The 18759-nt window shown below is 67.4% G+C and carries 14 protein-coding genes and 1 tRNA gene; 13 read left to right on the top strand and 2 right to left on the bottom strand.

The window, feature by feature from the left end; genetic code table 11:
- Window positions 1–6 precede the first annotated feature (6 nt).
- From GVY39_RS15215 to GVY39_RS15190, 6 genes are all read left to right on the top strand, one after another.
- Entirely contained in the window at window positions 7–1191 is a 1185-nt protein-coding gene (locus tag GVY39_RS15215; RefSeq protein WP_159924469.1) for a TadA family conjugal transfer-associated ATPase, read from the top strand.
- On the top strand, window positions 1188–1982 hold the full coding sequence (locus GVY39_RS15210; RefSeq protein ID WP_159924471.1) for a type II secretion system F family protein: 795 nt from the start codon (window positions 1188–1190) through the stop codon (window positions 1980–1982). Before GVY39_RS15215 ends, GVY39_RS15210 begins: the two co-directional genes overlap by 4 nt.
- 168 nt (window positions 1983–2150) lie before the next feature.
- Window positions 2151–2774, top strand: coding sequence for a type II secretion system F family protein (locus GVY39_RS15205; protein WP_159924473.1), 624 nt, complete (start codon window positions 2151–2153; stop codon window positions 2772–2774).
- A gap of 255 nt (window positions 2775–3029) precedes the next feature.
- A complete protein-coding gene (locus GVY39_RS15200; protein WP_159924475.1) occupies window positions 3030–3215 on the top strand; it encodes a DUF4244 domain-containing protein in 186 nt (61 codons plus the stop codon).
- A gap of 59 nt (window positions 3216–3274) precedes the next feature.
- Window positions 3275–3589: a TadE family type IV pilus minor pilin gene (locus GVY39_RS15195; protein ID WP_195070221.1), complete on the top strand. Its 315-nt coding sequence runs from the start codon at window positions 3275–3277 to the stop codon at window positions 3587–3589.
- A 326-nt stretch (window positions 3590–3915) separates the two neighbouring features.
- A complete protein-coding gene (locus tag GVY39_RS15190; RefSeq protein WP_159924477.1) occupies window positions 3916–4263 on the top strand; it encodes an Rv3654c family TadE-like protein in 348 nt (115 codons plus the stop codon).
- 290 nt (window positions 4264–4553) lie between these two features.
- Here GVY39_RS15190 and GVY39_RS15185 read toward each other — a convergent pair whose 3' ends face one another.
- The gene (locus GVY39_RS15185; RefSeq protein ID WP_370523794.1) at window positions 4554–6938 is read right to left on the bottom strand and encodes a DEAD/DEAH box helicase; all 2385 of its coding nucleotides are present in this window, start codon (window positions 6936–6938) and stop codon (window positions 4554–4556) included.
- Window positions 6939–7374: 436 nt separating this feature from the next.
- On the opposite strand from GVY39_RS15185, the gene GVY39_RS15180 reads away from it, so the two are divergent.
- The 7 genes from GVY39_RS15180 to GVY39_RS15150 all read left to right on the top strand — a co-directional run bounded on the left by GVY39_RS15180 (window position 7375) and on the right by GVY39_RS15150 (window position 16821).
- Window positions 7375–7581: a cold-shock protein gene (locus GVY39_RS15180; protein ID WP_011206895.1), complete on the top strand. Its 207-nt coding sequence runs from the start codon at window positions 7375–7377 to the stop codon at window positions 7579–7581.
- A 375-nt stretch (window positions 7582–7956) separates the two neighbouring features.
- Window positions 7957–10818: a type I DNA topoisomerase gene (topA, locus tag GVY39_RS15175; protein WP_236565465.1), complete on the top strand. Its 2862-nt coding sequence runs from the start codon at window positions 7957–7959 to the stop codon at window positions 10816–10818.
- Between the two features lie 37 nt (window positions 10819–10855).
- Window positions 10856–11362 carry a DUF664 domain-containing protein gene (locus GVY39_RS15170; RefSeq protein ID WP_159924484.1) on the top strand — a complete coding sequence of 169 codons (507 nt, stop codon included), beginning with the start codon at window positions 10856–10858 and terminating at the stop codon, window positions 11360–11362.
- A gap of 121 nt (window positions 11363–11483) precedes the next feature.
- Entirely contained in the window at window positions 11484–12689 is a 1206-nt protein-coding gene (locus GVY39_RS15165) for a DNA polymerase III subunit delta' (protein ID WP_159924486.1), read from the top strand.
- A 62-nt stretch (window positions 12690–12751) separates the two neighbouring features.
- Window positions 12752–12824 (top strand) — tRNA-Thr (locus tag GVY39_RS15160).
- 354 nt (window positions 12825–13178) lie between these two features.
- Window positions 13179–13391 (top strand): hypothetical protein, encoded by a 213-nt coding sequence (locus tag GVY39_RS15155; protein WP_159924489.1) that lies wholly within the window; start codon window positions 13179–13181, stop codon window positions 13389–13391.
- 2311 nt (window positions 13392–15702) lie between these two features.
- Window positions 15703–16821, top strand: a complete 1119-nt coding sequence (locus GVY39_RS15150) for an endonuclease/exonuclease/phosphatase family protein (protein WP_159924491.1) — start codon at window positions 15703–15705, stop codon at window positions 16819–16821.
- Between the two features lie 103 nt (window positions 16822–16924).
- Here the strand turns inward: GVY39_RS15150 and GVY39_RS15145 are convergent, their stop codons facing one another.
- Window positions 16925–18295 carry an ice-binding family protein gene (locus tag GVY39_RS15145; protein WP_159924493.1) on the bottom strand — a complete coding sequence of 457 codons (1371 nt, stop codon included), beginning with the start codon at window positions 18293–18295 and terminating at the stop codon, window positions 16925–16927.
- Window positions 18296–18759: the final 464 nt, after the last annotated feature.

Below are 18759 nucleotides of genomic sequence, written 5' to 3'. Positions count from 1 at the left end.
GCGGCGATGAGCGCGATACTGACCAGCGAGCTGCTGGATCGGGTGCGGGAGCGACTGGCCACCGAGACCGGCGATCCGGATCCGGCGCAGGTCGCCGCCGCGATCCGCGCCGAGGCAGGCGGGGTGCTCGGTGACACAGACCTGCTGCGTGCCCTGCGGTTGTTGCAGACCGAGTTGACCGGCGCGGGTGTCCTCGAACCGCTGCTGCACGATCCCCACGTCGCGGACGTGTTGGTGACGGCCCCGGACGCGGTGTGGATCGATCGAGGCCACGGTTTGGAGAAGACCTCCATCACCTTCTCCGACGAGGCGGCGGTCCGGCGGCTGGCACAGCGCCTGGCGCTGTCGGCGGGGCGACGACTCGACGACGCGCAACCGTGGGTGGACGGCCGGCTGACCGGACCCGGTGCGGCGCTCGGACATTCGTTCGGCGTTCGTTTGCACGCGGTCCTCGCGCCGGTCGCGCACGGCGGCACCTGCCTGTCGCTGCGCGTGCTGCGTCCGGCCACCCAGGGGCTCGCCGCGCTCGCCGCGGCGGGCTCGATACCCTCCGGCGCGAAACTTCTCCTGGAGCGCATCATTCGGGCCAGGCTGGCGTTCCTGGTGGTCGGCGGCACCGGAGCCGGGAAGACGACGCTGTTGTCCGGGTTACTCGCCACCGTGGACCCGTCCGAGCGGATCATCTGCGTCGAGGACGCGGCGGAGCTGGCGCCGCCGCACCCACATGTGGTCCGCCTGGTCGCCAGGACCGCGAACGTGGAGGGTGTCGGCGAGGTCACCGTGCGCGATCTGGTCCGCCAAGCCTTGCGCATGCGGCCGGACCGGATCGTGGTCGGCGAGGTCAGGGGAGCCGAGGTGGTCGACCTGCTGACCGCGTTGAACACCGGTCACGACGGAGGAGCGGGGACCGTACACGCCAACTCGTCGCACGAGGTCCCCGCCCGTCTGGAAGCCCTCGCCGCCCTGGGGGGCATGGACCGAGCGGCCTTGCACAGCCAACTCTCCGCCGCGGTGCAGGTCGTCCTGCACGTGCACCGCCGATCCGACGGCTCGCGTGGCCTGCGCGAGATCGGTTTCGTGCACCGCACCGGAGAGGGACGGGTGCGGATCACGCCCGCCTGGCACGAGACGGGTTCGGCCCCGGCCGCCGCGGACTTGTCCAACCTGCTCGCCGAGCGGCTCGACCGATGAGCGGGGCGGTGGTGTGCCTCGCGCTGGCGCTGGTCGTGATTCCGGCGCCACGGTCCCGGCGCCGGTTCGGGCAGCTGTTCACCGCGCACGTCGCGTATCGAATGCCGCAACGGCGACTCTGGTTTCGCGCCGGTGCGATCGCAGGCGTCGTGGTCGCGTTCGTCCTCCTCGGGCCAGGTCCTTCCGTCGCGGCCGGCATGGTCGCCGGAACGGTGGGGTTGCGAGCCCGCCGGGCGGCGCGAGACCGGCGCAGGAACGTCGAGCGTGGGCACTTGCTCGAAGCCTTGGAAGCCGTGATCGCCGAATTGCGCGTGGGGGCGCATCCGAGCGCCGCCGCAGAGGCCGCCGCACGGGAGGTGCAGGGCGAGTCGGCGCGCACGTTCGCCGTCGCGGCCGCGCGCAGCCGGCTCGGTGGCTCGGCGGCGGAGGGCTTGCGCCGACCGGTTTCCTCTGTCGCCGCCGAACTTTCCCGCGTCGCGGGCGCCTGGTGGATGGCCGAGCAGCATGGTCTGGCACTGGCCGAGTTGCTGTCGGCCGCTCGCGCGGATCTCATGGGGCGCATTCGCTTTCACGGCCGTACCACGGCTGCGCTGGCCGGCCCACGCGCCACCGCGGCGGTGCTGGCCTGCCTGCCGTTTCTCGGCATCGCACTCGGCCAGATGATGGGTGCGTCGCCGCTGGACGTCCTGTTCGCCTCGTCCGTGGGGACGGTGCTGCTGCCGCTCGGCGCGGGCCTGGCCTGCACGGGCCTGCTGTGGACCGATGTGATCACCCGAAAGGCGCTGATATGAAGGCGTTTTCCCTTGCCGGTCCGGGTCGGCCGATTGGGCTACGGCAACCATGCGCTTCGGTTCGAGGGGTGGTTCTCGCCGCATCCACGGGTGGCACCGCCGCGCACGGCCCGACAGAACGTCCTGCGAAGGGACCTTCTGCAACAGCATTGGAGAGGAAGGCCGCTGATGGTGATCACAACCGGGACCGCACTGCCGTTGCTGCTGGTGGCGGCTGCGCTGACTCTCATGCCGGGACGGGTGGCCGTGAACCGACGGTGGTGTACTCTCCGCCGAGCACACCAGGGACCGGCCGAGTCGTCGCGCCGAACGAACCAGGAGACCGATCCATTGGCTGTGGCGTCGGTCCTGGAGCTGCTGGCCGCCTGCCTGCGCGCCGGGCTTCCCATGGCCGGGGCGGCGCGGACTGTGGCGTCGGAGGCGCCGGAGCCGCTCGGGGCGGCACTGCGCCGGGCGGCGGACCTGCTCGCGCTGGGCGCCGACGCCGCCACGGCCTGGGAACAGGTCGCACGGGATGCGCGCGGGCGACCCGGTGCCGAGGAGATCGAGTCACTGGCCCGGATGGCTCGCCGTTCGGCGCGGTCCGGATCGTCACTGTCCGCCGCGGTCACGGAGTTGGCCGAACAGCGCAGGTCGGCTGCCGAGGACACGGCGGCCGCGAAGGCGGAGCGCGCAGGCGTCCTGATCGCCGGCCCTCTGGGTCTGTGCTTCCTCCCGGCCTTCGTCTGTCTGGGCATAGTGCCGGTGGTCATCGGCTTGGCAGGCCGAGTGCTCGACGGCGGGCTTCTGTAGCCACGCGGCGCACCGTGGCTTCGCCGGGCACGGCGTCGGTGCCTGCGGGTGATGCGCGAGGTGCGCGTTCGCCTGATCCGGGCGTCCTGATCGGCGGCGCGGGGGATTCGAGACGGCGGTACGTGGCACTCGCGCCGCGCACTGCCCCGGAAGAAGCGTGCTCGTGCGGACGGGCCGCACGGGTCGGAAAGGAGGAATCGGGTGCGTATCGAGGGGGTCAGGAGATCCGTGGGCCGGATACCAAGGGCTGTATATATGGGCCTGCGGACGCGGGTGCTACGGGCAGTCGTCGCGGAGGACGGCATGAGTACGGCGGAGTACGCGATCGGCACGATCGCGGCGGCGGCCTTCGGCGCCGTGCTCTACGGCGTGGTGACAGGCGACAGCATCGTCAACGCGTTGACGAAGATCATCGACCGGGCGCTCAACACATCGGTGTAGCTGTCGCCGCGGCACGACAGCGTCGCGCCTCGCCGAGACTGCGCGACGACCGGGGAGCGGTGACGATCGAGGCCGCGATTGCACTGACGGCGGTCGTCGCGACCCTCGTGCTGTGTCTCGGTGCTTTGCTGGCGGCGTCGACACAGGTCCGCTGTGTCGACGCCGCCCGTGAGGCGGCCCGCCTCGCGGCGCGCGGCGATCATGCGAACGCCCTCCCGGCGGCGGAGCGCATCGCCCCACCATCGGCCGACATCGCCCTGCGCACCGACGGCGCTCGTGCCATAGCCGTGGTATCCGCCCGAACTCCGCTTCTGCCTCTGCTCACGCTCCGTGCCGAAGCGGTCGCAAACCTCGAACCGGGGCTCGCGAAGTGAAGGTGGTCCTGGCAGTCCGTTCCCTCACGTCCGTCGGCCCATCACGTCGGGGCGGGTTCGTCGGCGCGGTACTGCCGGAAGGAGCGAGTGGAGCGCGGAGGCTGCACGTCGACGTGGCCGACCACGCCATGCGCCCTGGGCAGTCCGATCCGAGGGTGGCTGTTCGGAGTGGAAGAAGTGTGTCGGCACACGCCCCGACCAGGGAAGACGAGTCCGGGATGACAGCGGGGGTGACGTGAATGGCCCGAGGAACCGGACCTGAGCAGGTCGCGGGCAGCGCCCGGCTCGAGCGGAGACAGCGCACGTCCTCTGGGGCCGGGCGCCGCATGTCCGCTGACGAGGGGTTGGCCACGGTGTTCGCGTGCCTGGCGCTCGTGGCGCTGATCGGGGTGACGCTCTTGATCGCCCAGGTCGGTGCCGTGGTGGTGGCGCGGCATCGGGCGCAGGCAGCAGCGGATATGGCGGCGCTGGCCGCGGCAGGCGCTTTGGTCGGAGGCGTCGACGTCGCATGCGGCGAGGCGACAGCGGTGGCACGCCGGATGGGCACGCGAATCCGCGAGTGCGACGTAGCGGATTGGGACGCCATGGTGACTGTCGAAAGGAATGTACCTATAGGTCTGTATGGGGGTCGCGACGTTCGAGCGAGCGCGCGGGCCGGACCAGTCGAAGAGTGAGAGAGTTCGATACACAGTCGCCCGCGCGTCGCTTCCGGTAGCGGGAAACGGTAATTCTACTGGCCGGTTAAAAAAGGCCTCGGTGCAATTCCCCGCGCGAGTCCGGATATGGAAAACGAATGAATGCGCATGTCCGCAATGGAGGCGGTGGCAATGATCTAGTTAACATGAATGTATTCCTTTTTATTCGGCAGAGGTGAAGCGGTGTCATTCCACTGGGAGATGTCCCAACCTTCCCAGCGTGCTCGCTGGCAAGGTCGACAATTGGTCACATGTCCGGCTCGGGCCCGTCACGAATGATGCGCAGCGTCTTCACCAGCGGACAGTTCGGCGAGTACGGCCGTGAGCAGGCGTCCCGCTGCGGCCTTGTGCAGCGGGTGGTTCCCATTGCCGCACTTGGGCGATTGCACGCAGGACGGACAGCCTGCCGCGCAGCCGCACGACTCGATGGCCGCCAAGGTCGCCGAAAGCCACTGTCGTAGCCGGGCGAACCCGCGTTCGGCGAAACCGGCTCCGCCGGCTTGGCCGTCGTAGACGAAGACGGTCGGCAGCCCGGTGTCCGGATGCTCGGCGGTGGACACGCCGCCGATATCCCAGCGGTCGCAGGTCGCCACCAGGGGCAACAGTCCGATCGCCGCGTGTTCGGCCGCGTGCAGCGCTCCGGGAACGTCCTGCGGTTCGATCCCGGCCAGCGCCAACAACTCCGGTGTCACCGTGTACATGACCGCCCTGGTGGGCAGTGTCTGCGGCGGGAGGTCGAGTTCGACCAGGTCGAGCACTTCCCCGGTGAGCAGCGTGCGCAGATAACCGATCACCTGGCTGGTGACCCGCACCCCGGCCAGGCTCACCGTCACGTGACCGTGAGCGCGGTGCTCGGTCACCACGTCGACGGCGATCGTTGTCACCTGACGTGCGTTGGTGGTCCACCCCGGCTCGGCGGCGTGCACGAAGGCCACGCCGTCGTCGAGATCCAGCTCGTCGACCACGTAGGTCTCGCCCTGATGCAGGTGAACGGCGCCTTGGTGCAGCGTCGCCCGTGCCCGCGCCGCGTCGGCGGTACCCAGCAGCCTGCCGGTCTCGCCGTCCACGATGGCCACCGGAGCGCCGATCCCGCCCCGGACGTCCACCGCGTCGTGCGGCTGCGTCTCGGCGGTCACGTACCAGCGCGCGCGGTCATCGGTGCCGCGCCGTCTGATCAGCCCCTTCGCGGCCAGCTCCGCCAGCACTTGGCGCGCGCCGAGTTCGTCCACCTCCACGTCGGTGAGCGGCAGTTCCAGCGCGGCGCACAGGAGTTGCGGACCCAGTACGTAGGGGTTGCGCGGATCTGTGATGGTGGCCTCGACCGGCTTGTCCAGCAATGCGTCGGGGTGATGGACCAGGTAGGTGTCCAACGGGTCGTCCCGCGCCACGAGCAGGACCAGCGACCCCTGTGTGCGTCGACCGGCCCGCCCGGCCTGCTGCCAGAACGACGCGACCGTTCCGGGGAAACCGGAGATGACCACGGCATCCAGTCCCGCGATGTCGACGCCGAGCTCCAACGCGTTGGTCGTCGCCGCGCCCAGCAGCGATCCGTCCGACAGGGCCGCTTCCAAGTCGCGCCGATCTTCCGCGAGATATCCCGCCCGGTAGGACGCCACGCGCGCGGCCAAGTCCGGATCGACCTCGGTCAACAGTCTTTTGGCGTCCATGGCGGTCAGCTCGGCGGCCCGGCGCGAGCGGACGAAGGTCAAGGTGCGCGCGCCTTCGGCCACCAGATCGGCCATGATCCGCGCTGCTTCCGCGGTGGCCGCCCTGCGCACCGGTGCGCCGTTCTCGCCGGTCACCGCGGTGAGCAGAGGCGGTTCCCAGAGGGCGACGGTCCGCGGCCCCCGCGGCGATCCGTCCCGGGTGACCGCGATGACCGGCGCGCCGATCAGACGCTCGGCGGCCGCCGCCGGTTCGGCCGAGGTCGCCGAGCAGAGCACGAACACGGGATCGGCGCCGTACCGCGCGGCGATCCGCCGCAGCCTGCGCAGCACCAGCGCGACGTGTGAGCCGAAAACACCCCGATAGGCGTGGCATTCGTCGACCACCACGTAACGCAGCCTGCGCAGCACGCGTGCCCAGCGCTGGTGTGAGCGCAATATGCCCAGGTGGAGCATGTCCGGGTTGGTGAAAATCCATCGCGCGTTCGCGCGGACCCACTGCCGGATCTCGGCAGGCGTGTCGCCGTCGTAGGTGGCCGGATGGATGTCGCGCAACGGGCCTTCGTGAGTCAGGGCGCCGACGGCGCGCAGCTGATCGGCGCCGAGCGCCTTGGTCGGCGACAGATACAGCGCGGTGGCCTTCGAATTCGCTTGCAGCGCCGTCAGTACCGGGAGCTGGTAGCCGAGCGATTTGCCGGAGGCTGTCCCGGTGCTCACGACCACATGCAGGCCTCGAAACGCCGCATCCGCCGTCTCCGCCTGATGGCGCCACGGCGCGTCGACGCCCGTGTCGCGTAATGCCGCAATCACATCCGGCGATGCCCAAGCGGGCCAACCGGCGTGATCGGCGGCCCGGGCGGGCAGCTCGACCACATGGGTCAGCCGGGGGTCGTCATCCGGGACCCCGGCTAGGACACGATTCAGCAACGATGCCCCGTAGCCGAGTCCGGTTCGCAGCCGCGCACGCGGCGCCGAGTCCGCCGGATTCACGATGAGAACCCCGCAACACGCTCCGGAAGTGTGAAACGTGTGCGTCCGGGAACGTCCACCTGCCATTTCGATACCCAATAGCGACCTGGGTCACAGCTCCTTTGCTGTATGTCGACTCGGTTATCAGCAGGCAAACGAACCCCAAGTCCGGATTCCGCCATTGTCTCCCTCACCTGCACATTCGCAAGATCAACTTTTTTGCAAATTGTCGGTAACTCGACTGTTGAATTGCCCGAAGACATGGTTCACTGGTTCCTGGTCGCAAGCTTCTGTGTTCGAGGGACGGATCCAAAGTCCAAACCGTCAGCAGGATCGATGTTGCGAACGGTGTGCTTGGTGCTTTCCTGCAGGGGGAACCAACAGTACAGCGGTCACAACGGACCCGGTGGACGAACCCAGTTGTCCGCCGTTCCGGTAAGAAAAGAGAAGGAACAGAATGGCACAGGGAACTGTGAAGTGGTTCAACGCGGAGAAGGGGTTCGGCTTCATCGCGCCGGAGGACGGCTCCGCTGACGTCTTCGTCCACTACTCCGAGATCCAGGGTTCGGGCTTCCGCACCCTCGAGGAGAACCAGAAGGTCGAGTTCGAGGTCGGCCAGGGCACCAAGGGCCCGCAGGCCACCGGAGTGCGTGCGCTCAGCTGAGCGGCGCGAGATTCACAGCTCGTCCCTCACCACCGGTAACGGGGTGGGGGACGAGCTATATCTGGGGTGAGCACTGCCCGCGCGAACTGGCGGAACAGCCCGCCGAGCACGACGCGGCGAGAGTGCGGCGAACAGACAAGGCATACTGATTCGAACTGACGCGCGTACGCTCAGTGGTTCGAGTCGCAAGCAACTCGACCACACGCGGCGTCACGGTATAAACGTGTCTGGTGGCGATGTACAGCCGTCGCAGCCGCTTACCCCAGCCGCGCACAGCGGAAACAACGCAGCGCGGGTCGATAAGGAAAGGTGTATTCGCCGGTGGCAACACGAGACCGCGGTGCAGCCGACCAGGGCCGTCCCCTGCGTCGTCTCGTGATCGTCGAGTCCCCGACCAAGGCCCGCAAGATCGCGCCGTACCTCGGTCGTAACTACACGGTCGAGGCGTCGGTCGGGCATATCCGGGATCTGCCGCGAGGCGCGGCCGACGTACCGGCCAAGTACAAAGGCCAGTCCTGGGCGCGTCTCGGCGTGGATGTGGACAACGACTTCGAACCCATCTACGTCGTCAGCCCGGACAAGAAGGCCAAGGTCACCGAGCTCAAGAGTCTGTTGAAGGACGCCGACGAGCTCTATCTGGCCACCGACCCCGACCGCGAGGGCGAGGCGATCGCCTGGCACCTGCTGGAAACGCTCAAGCCCAAGGTGCCGGTCCGGCGGATGGTGTTCCACGAGATCACCGAACCCGCGATCCAGGCCGCCGCCTCGGACACCCGCGACCTCGACAACGATCTGGTCGACGCGCAGGAGACCCGCCGCATCCTGGACCGGCTCTACGGCTACGAGGTCAGCCCGGTGCTGTGGAAGAAGGTCATGCCGCGGCTGTCGGCGGGCCGAGTGCAGTCGGTGGCCACCCGGGTGATCGTGCAGCGCGAGCGCGAACGGATGTCGTTCCGCTCGGCCGAGTACTGGGACATCGCCGCCAAGCTGGACGCCGGTAACGGCGAAGCGAGCGACGCCGCCAACCCGAGGACGTTCGGCGCGCGGCTGGTCGCCGTCGACGGCGCTCGGGTTGCCACCGGGCGTGATTTCGGATCGGACGGGCAGCTCAAAGCGAGCAACGGCGTCGTCGTGCTGGACGAGGGCTACGCGCGGCGGCTGGCCGAGGCGCTGGACGGCGCCGACCTGGTGGTCTCCTCGGCGGAGGCCAAGCCCTACACCCGCAAGCCGTATCCGCCGTTCATGACCTCGACGCTGCAGCAGGAGGCCGGTCGCAAGCTCCGCTTCACCTCCGAGCGGACCATGCGGGTCGCGCAGCGACTGTACGAGAACGGCTACATCACCTACATGCGTACCGACTCGACGACGCTGTCGGAGTCGGCCATCGCCGCGGCGCGCGCGCAGGCGACTCAGCTCTACGGCTCGGAGAACGTGCACCCGACCGCGCGGCAATACAACCGCAAGGTGAAGAACGCGCAGGAGGCACACGAGGCCATCCGTCCGGCAGGCGACACTTTCGCCACGCCGGGTCAACTGCACGCGCGGTTGGACAACGACGAGTTCCGCCTCTACGAGCTCATCTGGCAGCGCACCGTCGCCTCCCAGATGGCCGACGCCAGGGGCACCACGCTGACGCTGCGCATCACCGGCGTCGCGGGCACCGGCGAGGAGTGCGTGTTCTCCGCTTCGGGCCGCACCATCACCTTCCCCGGCTTCCTGAAGGCCTATGTGGAGAGCGTCGACGAGGAGGCGGGCGGTCAGTCCGACGACGCCGAGTCCCGGCTGCCTGCGCTCGAGCAAGGCCAGGCGGTCACCGCGGTCGAGCTGAACCCCGATGGACACAGCACGAATCCGCCCGCGCGCTACACCGAGGCGTCGCTGATCAAGACGCTCGAAGAGCTCGGCATCGGCCGTCCGTCGACGTATTCGTCGATCATCAAGACGATCCTCGACCGCGGCTACGTCTACAAACGCGGCAGCGCGCTGGTGCCGTCCTGGGTCGCGTTCGCCGTGATCGGGCTTCTGGAGGAACATTTCGGCAGGCTGGTCGATTTCGACTTCACCGCCGCCATGGAGGACGACCTCGACGCCATCGCGGGAGGACGGGAGCAGCGCGGAAACTGGTTGTCCAGCTTCTACTTCGGCGGCGATCACGGCGTGGAAGGCTCGGTCGCGCGATCCGGCGGTCTGAAGAAGATGGTGGGGGAGCGGCTCGACGACATCGACGCGCGAGAGATCAACTCCATCAAGCTGTTCAGCGATTCCGCCGGACGCGATGTCGTCGTCCGGGTCGGCAAGTACGGCCCGTACCTGGAGCGGATGGTCGCCGATCCCGATGACCCCGAGGGCAATTCGATATCGCAGCGCGCCAATCTGCCGGACGATCTCCCGCCCGACGAGCTGACGCCGGAGGTCGCCGAGAAGCTGTTCGCGACGCCGCAGGAAGGCCGGTCGCTGGGCATCGATCCCGAGTCGGGGCACGAGATCGTCGCCAAAGAAGGGCGTTTCGGGCCGTACGTCACAGAGATCCTGCCCGAACCGCAGGTCGAGGAGGGACAGGAACCGGCCAAGAAGACCGCGAAGAAGGCCGCGGCGCCCAAGCCGCGCACCGGCTCGCTGTTCAAGTCCATGGACTTGGCCACCATCACGCTCGATGAAGCGCTCCAGCTGCTGTCGCTGCCGCGGGTGGTCGGCACCGACCCGGCCAACGGTGAGGAGATCACCGCGCAGAACGGACGTTACGGGCCGTACCTGAAGAAGGGCACCGACTCGCGTTCGCTCAACACCGAGGACCAGATCTTCACTGTGACGCTGGAGGAGGCGCTGAAGATCTACGCGGAGCCCAAGCGCCGTGGACGCCAAGCCTCGAGCGCGGCCCCGCTGCGTGAGCTCGGCACCGACTCGGCCAGCGGCAAGCCGATGGTGATCAAGGACGGCCGCTTCGGCCCGTACGTCACCGACGGTGAGACCAACGCGACGCTGCGCAAGGGCGACGAGATCGAATCGATCACTCCCGAACGGGCCATGGAATTGCTCGCCGACCGGCGGGCGCGCGGACCGGTGAAGAAGACGGCCAAGAAGACCGCCGCGAAGAAGGCGCCCGCGAAGAAGACAGCGGCCAAGAAGGCGACTGCTACGAAGACGGCAGCCAAGAAGGCGACCACCACGAAGACGGTGGCCAAGAAGAGCGCGGCGTCGAAGGCGGCGACCAAGAAGACCGGCGTCGGGAAGTCGTGAATTCTCGGTTCGTCGCATCGGCCGTAGCCTGAGCGCCATGAGTATCGAACCGGAGCGCGAAGATCTGATCGCAATGCTCGCCGACCAGCGTGCGCTCTTCCGCATCACCCTGCGTGGCATCGATGACGAGCAGGCGCGGCGGCGAACCACGGTGAGCGAACTGACCCTCGGCGGCCTGCTGCACCACTTGGTCAGCTGCGAAAGCCACTGGACCACGGTGATCGTGCAGCGCGATGAGAACGCGGAACTGGACGTCTCGAAGTTCGGCGGCGAGTACGTCATGGCGCCCGAGGAGACCGTGGCCGGACTGCTGGCCACCTGGGACGAGGTCGCCGCGGCGACGGCCCAACTGATTCGCTCGGTGGACAGCCTCGACACCTCGATCCCCTATCCGACGGCGCCGTGGGCGCCGGAGCGAACCTGGCAGTCGGTGCGCTACACGGTGTTGCACATCCTGCGGGAGATCGCGCACCACTCCGGGCACGCCGACATCATCCGTGAGGCGTTGGACGGGGCGAACAGCACATCACAGCGCGTCTCCTAGTCAGGAGTCTGCCGAATGTCACCCGCACCGCCGTACGAGCGCGCTTTCTGCGCTGCTCGGTGTGGCCGGGGCCTGCCAGGATCGCGGTGAACTGTCGGTCGGGGCGGATAGGGTGGACGGCGTGGCGGGAGTCTTCGATCGGTTGGTCGGCCAGGAGGCGGTCGAGTCCGAGTTGACGGCTGCCGCCGTCGCGGCGCGCGGGGGCGTGGTCGAGGGCGCTATGACGCATTCGTGGTTGTTCACCGGCCCGCCGGGGTCCGGCAGATCCGTCGCTGCGCTCTGCTTCGCGGCGGCGTTGCAGTGCACCGACCCGGGGACACCCGGGTGCGGCAGGTGTCACGCCTGCACCACGACCATGGCGGGCACGCATGGCGACGTTCGCCGGGTCGTGCCGGAGGGGCTGAGCATCAGCACCAAGGAGATGCGCGAGATCGTGCAGGTCGCCTCGCGCAGGCCGAGCACGGGGCGCTGGCAGGTGGTGGTCATCGAGGATGCCGACCGATTGACCGAGGCTGCGGGCAATGTGCTGCTCAAGGTCGTCGAGGAGCCGCCGGACCGGACGGTGTTCCTGCTCTGCGCGCCCTCGGTGGATCCGGAGGACATCTCCATCACGCTGCGTTCCCGCTGCCGTCATGTGCACCTGGTGACGCCGTCGGTGCCCGCCATCGCGCGGGTGCTGCGGGAACGCGACGATCTCGACGAGAAGACCGCGCATTGGGCCGCCGCCATCAGCGGCGGGCACGTCGGCCGCGCCCGCAGGCTGGCCACCGACGAGGAGGCGCGAGCCCGCCGCAAGCGTGCCCTGGCTTTGGTCACCGCAGTCGGCAAGCCCGGCGCGGCCTACGCCGCCGCCGACGAGTTGGTGCGCGCGGCCGACGACGAGGCCAAGCAGATGAGCGCGACCCGCGACGAACGCGAGCGCGAGGAATTGGCGACCGCGATGGGCGCCGGCGGCACCGGCAAGGGCGCGGCGAGTGCCACCCGGGGCTCCGCGGGCGTGCTCAAGGACTTGGAGCGGCGGCAGAAGTCGCGAGCGACCCGCACCGGCCGTGACGCGCTCGATCGCGCCCTGATCGATGTGGCGGGCGTCTACCGGGACGCACTGGCCGTCCGATTCGGCGCCACCCGGCTCGGATCCGGCGTCGCGCTCACCCACCCGGACCTGTCCGACGAGATCCACGATCTGGCCGAGCGGGTGCGCCCCGAGGGCCTGCTGAAGTCCATCGAGGCCGTCCTCGCTTGCCGCGAAGCCCTCGACCAGAACGTCAAACCCCGTTTCGCCCTCGCCGCCATGGCCGCCGCCCTCATCGCCGCCCGCGCACAGTGACCGTGACCACGCGTTTTCGCGATCGGGCCGCAAGACGATAGACTCGCTTGGCCGCAAGGCACGCCGCCTTAGCTCAGTCGGTAGAGCGCTTCACTCGTAATGAAAAGGTCGGGGGTTCGATTCCCCCAGGCGGCTCAAAGTGAACGCTAGGTAAACGGCGGTTCCGGTACCCGGGAACGGAATCGGTGTCATCAACGCATCTCGAGGCGACATATCTTCCAACAACCGGAAGGTTTACCGAGGCCTCCACTCCCCCGCGTCCCCGTAGCGACGGTAGCGTCGCCTGGCAGGTCTACTTCTACAACCGCGACACCGGCGGCAAGCGCCGTCAGTTCTCGGAAACCTTCGACGAGTTCGCCGAGGCTCAGGGTGGGCCGCACTCATAGACAAGGTCGGCATCGAGGAAGCGCTGAAGGTCCTCGAAGCCACCCGCGACTCCGGCTCCGATGTGATTCACCTCACCGCCTGGCTGCACCGGTGCGTCGACGGATGACCGGCGTGCAGGAGGACGGCCGCCGCAAGTACCGCGCGTTCATCCGCAACGACATCACCCCGTTCTTCGGCGAACGCGCCCCGATCGACGCCGTCACCCAGGACACCGACGCCGCCTGGATCCTCTACCCCAAACCGCACACTCACACGACGGCTCGAACAAGCCGTCGCCCGCGAGGAGCGAGCCCCGGCTGCTGCCGAGGAAGCTGACGCGCTGGCACGGCAAGCCCGTGCTCGCCTCGAACAGGTCGAGACCGTTGCCGCGGCGCGGATCGCGGCAGCGGAGGCCGCACGCGACCGGGCCTACCCCGAAGCCGCAACCACGTTGAGTGAGATGCGTGACAACCGAGATGGAGCAGTGCCCCGGTGACCGTCCGATCGCGGTCAAAGGCGCCAGAAACTCCTCAACCGGCTCGATGACCGCGAACCGTAATCCAGCACCGTCCAGGACTCCGGCTCACCACCTGGTGCCGACACCTGCCGCACCCGCACACCCGCCTCCTGCGCACTCGAACAGCCGGAAGGTACGGACGGCGACGATGGACCCCCGAACCCGACGACCACAATCACGCCCGGCGCGTCATGGACATGCCCGAGATAACCGTGTCCAGCCCACCTCGCCTGCCGGCTCGACGGCGCAAGGCGTCGACGTCCGCAGCCCCGGCGTCACCACGTCGTTCGGCCCGGTCCAAGCATCCATACCCAGGTCTAGATGACGAATCCTGCGGCACCCCCGGTGCGGGGCTAACTCGGCTCGGACGCTGATGCGCGTCGGAGTCGACAGCCGATCACCGAGATCGTCGGGAGAGTGGGGCGGATGTCGTGTTGTACCCACTTGAGCGGACCCACCGCGGTGGCGTAGATGCCCGAGGCTCGCACTATTTCCCCGCGTTTGCGATGAGCCTTGATAATCGCAGCGATACTGGTGATCAGTTCGCCGACCAGAGCGGATTCGGTGGGCGGATCGCGAACCTCCCTGCACAGATGCGCGAGGACGAACGCTGCTTGTCCCAGGTCCGGCACGTGCGATCCGAAGCTGGGCGGTCGCATGCGGCTCCCGGCCGCGAGTGCCGACAGCCCGACTTCGTGCGCGGCGACGGCGAATGGTCCTCTCGCGTCCGGTTCGATCCGCCATGACCAGATCGCCAGCGCTCCGGAGACCCGGCCCACCGCCATGCCGCGCGATCGGTACTCCGAACACGTGCCAGCGTTTCGTTGAAACTGCGAACATCAGCGAGGGCGTGTGCCCAGAAGGCGGTGTCGACCGACACGACCGTTTCTCTGGCCGACGGCGCAACCGAACGCGGAACTTTCCATTCGGTTTGTGCGTCGGCCACCGCGTGCGCGTCGTCCTCCCATCCGTTCCGCAGATCGGGCAAGCTCAGGCCTGCGCCGACCTCGAGATCGGTGATCGCAGGACCCAGGCGTGCGCTGTGGGGATCACGCCATTGGGCGATGTAGCCCGCGACAAAACCGTCGACGACACTGATCCGGGGTTGCAGGACGGATCCGGTAGACCGCATCCGGCGTATCCATTCGACCTCCGAGAGGCTGACGGCGGCCGTAGCGCGCAGCGTGCGCCGCAGCATCCGATGGTCCGAGCCGTCGCTGTCTTCGAGCCGCTCGATTCCCGCCAGCATCTGCTGCTCGAAACCCGCACGAGGCCCGGGCAGCCCCGGCGTCACCGACCGGTACAGGCAAAGGTCGCAACTGGTCAACGCGGCATGATCCGATCAGTCGACGAACCGACGATCACCGTCGGCCGAGGGGATGAACTTGCCACGTCAAGCATCCACTCAGGCTAACCAGTCACCAACGCAGGGAAGTTCCTGTCGCGTCCGGCTGAGAATACGGATCTGGCACGGTTTGCGTAATTGACCCGACCTGGATTGCCAACGGCGCTGGATGATCGATCGCGTCGCCGGTGCTCTGATCTTGAACCGCTCAGGGTCTTGTTTCCCCTGATGCAGTCACCGCCGGTTTGTCACTGCCCTGGAGCGGCGGTCCGGTCGAAGGGCACGTCAACCGCATCAAAGATGATCGAACGCCAGATGTTCGGACGGGCGAAACCAGACCTACTCCGGAAACGAATCCTGCTGAGCGACTGGGTAACACGGCCTACCGAGTCACGAGATTTGTGCCAGATCCACGATTCGACCGACGTTGAAATGGTGAAGGTGTGGAAGTGCTTGCCGCGTCTGCAGGGATGAGCCCCGCCGGTAACGCCCCACTTCGTGTCAGTTCCCGACGGTCAGGGTGGAAACGCTTCCCAGAGTGTGGATCCGGGGTATACTCCGATGCCACGGCCGTCATCGGGCCGGGTGGCGTACGTCGCCACCACGCACCCCATACACCAAGCTCTCCTGCCGCGATATGAACTCCAACCCGCGACATCACACGGCCGAATCGCTCGATATCGCCCGGTCCGCGGTCTACCGCACCCTCCAACGAAACGCCATGAGCCACAGTGACACACCACTCCGCCTTACCGAATAGGTGACATGATCGACCAGGTTGTGGTGTGAGCAAGATCAGCAGGGCGTGGCAAGCCTTGCGCGACATGCTGAGGAACGACCACATACCGAACGCCGCGACATCAGCGGCGCGTCTGCCCTCCAGCGGTGCGGACGGTTTGCGGTCTGTGGTGCGAACAGATATCGCCACCGACGAGTCGCTCGCCACGGGGTTGAAACGTGCCGTGGACGACCCAGCTACGCCCGAGGTCGAATCGATCCAGGGGCGGGATCTGCCCGAACTGGCCGCCGCACGGGGCTTCGGCAGCAGCAGCGCCACCAATCCTCGGCGGCCTCTGCGTACCGGGACCTGGAATGTTGCCGGGCTGCAAACCATCAAGTCCCACGGCATGTGGGACTACAACCCGCGCGACGTCGACTACTTCGCCAAGGTGCTCAACAGTGTGCACCCTCCACCCGATGTCCTGCTCTTCCAGGAGGGGCAGGTCAGTCGGGCCTTCAACGAGATGTCGGTGGGCCGGGCCAGATCGGATCTACGCGAGCTGGCCAAATCGCTCGGTTACCCGCACATCCACGAAACCGTCATCTCCAGATCGCACATGTCCGCCGACCAAGACTTGTCCATGGCGATCATGAGCAAATTACCGTTCGAGCAAACATGGGCCCGGCGGATCCCGGATCCGGATCCGGACCTGCCCCTGACCCTGTTCGGCGAGCCGGTCGATCCGCTGCCGCGGTACGTCCAAGGCGCGACAGTCTCCGGCATCACCGTCGTCAATGCGTTCCCCATACCATTGGGCGTCCTCGGACACGACTACGAAACCAGCGGAGGCGCACAGCACGCCACACAGATCGCCGAGACACTGCGATCAATGATCAAAGGCCCCACAGTGATCGGCGGCGACATCAACACCGCACGCCCCGAAGTGGTGTACAAGGACCACTTCGACGACATGGGCCTCAGCGCCGCCCTGCCACCCGGCACCAAAACCGTTCCCGGGTGGGACGGCTCACCCGATCAGGTGTACTCCACCCGCGAATTCGCTACTGTCGAGAGCCTTGTCGTCCCCACCCGTACCGACCATCATTTGATCTTGACAGATCTCGCCGTCACCGACCCCGATTTGCTCGAAGCCCTCAGCCGAACACGACAGGCACAACCGTAGACAACCGGCTCGCCGCGGGCGGTGACGCCAAAGGGCCTACGCGCCTGTCCGCGCGCCGTCGGCGCGCGGACAGGAGTCGGGGATCCTTTCGATGGGTCGGGGCTCAGGCTGCCGTGATGGTGTTGGTGTCCAGGGTGACCGCGCCGTTGAGGGCCAAGACGCTCCCGTTCACGGTGGCGCCGGTTGTCACCGTGTCCGAGGTGAAGGTCAGGATGTTGCCGGCGAAGTTGGTGTTGGCGCCCAGTGTGGCCGAGCTACCGACTTGCCAGAACACGTTGTCTGCGGTGGCACCGTTGATGAGGTTCACGGTGCTGTTCGCCCCGCTGATCAGTGTCGTCCCGGCCTGGAAGATGAACACCGCGTTCGGATTGCCTTGCCCGTCGAGGGTGACGGTGCCGTTGAGGCCGATCCCGCCAACTGCCTTGTAAACCCCGGAGGTCAGGGTTTGTCCCGCCAGATCGGCGACCACGAAAGCGGTGGGCGTGCGGCCCGCCGCGTCGGTGTAGGCAGCCTGCAGATCGGTGCGTGCCTGCGCCGCGACCGCGTCCCCGGCATGGATCGCTCCGCCGGTCACCGTTCCCGGGGGAAATCCGGTCACTGCGGTGCCCGGGCTGACACCCAGGTCACCGGTGATGGCCGTGGCTCCGGTGTTGGTCACTGTCGTGGCACCCAGCACCGCGAACGACGAGGCTGTCCCCAAATTGACCGGCGCCAGACCCGAACCGTAGGTGAACGGGACGCCGTTGGTGGTGCCGCCGGGGGTGGTGACGGTGACCGCCACTGTTCCGGCTGCATGGGCTGGGGTGAGGACGGTGATCTGGTTGTCGGAGTTGACGGCGAACAAGGTCGCCGGTGTTCCCCCGAAACTCACTGCGGTGGCTCCGGTCAAGCCTGTCCCGGTGAGCACGACCACTGTCCCACCGCTGGGCGGCCCCGAGTTCGGAGTGATGCCGATGAGGGTGGGCACCGCGACATAGGTGAACGGGACCCCGTTGGTGGTGCCGCCGGGGGTGGTGACGGTGACCGCCACTGTCCCCGCTGCATGGGCAGGTGCCACGGCCGTGATCTGTGTCGGCGAGTTGACCGTGAACGAGGTTGCCGGTGTCCCACCGAAACTCACTGCGGTCGCGCCGGTGAAGTTCGTCCCGGTCAGCACGACCGTCGTACCACCTGCTGCGGATCCCGAAGCCGGATTGATACTGGTCAAAGTAGGAAGCCCGCCACCATAGGTGTAGGGCATCGGGTTGCTCGTGCCGTCCAGCAGTGCCTGTACGGTGACGTCCACCGTGCCGGTTCCGGGCGGGGCGATGGCCGTGATCTGGGTATCGGAGTTGATGGCGAATGTCGTTGCCTTCGTGCCGAACCGGACAGTCAATGGGCCGACATTGGCGAATCCGGAGCCGTTGATGATTACAGAATTGAGACCCGCTGGAGGGCCGAAAGACGGATTCAGCGAGGTGATGACAGGTGCCATTTTCTTACCTTCTATTCAGAAAACGTGAAAAGGGCTCTCACGCAGCAGCAGAGGTCTGATCGTTGTTGGGCCGCTAATACCGGTAGTCCTCCAGTTGAGGTACTTTGGCAATGCATTCCCAGTCCGTTTTCGTCCGGTCTTGTCCGTTTTCGTCTGCCGCCGTTAGCTATTGGAAAGCTGGACATCAGGCGTGACCTTGCCACCCGGATTCGACAGGCACCGTCGTCTACTTCGGGTGCTGCCGTGTGCGGGCGAAATTCTGGTGCCGGTTGATCACGGCTCCAGGCACCGGGCGTATGGCCCCGATGGCCACGAAAACAGACATCACCTGAGTTGGTGTGTCGGATCGGCCTGTCCTGCTGGGAAGGTCACCGGTGGGTTGGTTCAGGCGTGGGCGGGTCTGTAGGAGCCGGTGATGGGCGTCTGCGGCCGGGCAGTATGACAAGAGAGGGAGGTCGATGCCT

It is taken from the genome of Nocardia sp. CY15, from assembly GCF_009829295.1.
In the GTDB taxonomy this organism is placed as follows: Bacteria; Actinomycetota; Actinomycetes; order Mycobacteriales; family Mycobacteriaceae; genus Nocardia; species Nocardia sputi.
The sequence above is the reverse complement of the archived record's forward strand: the minus strand, read 5'-3'. Positions and strand labels throughout refer to the sequence as shown.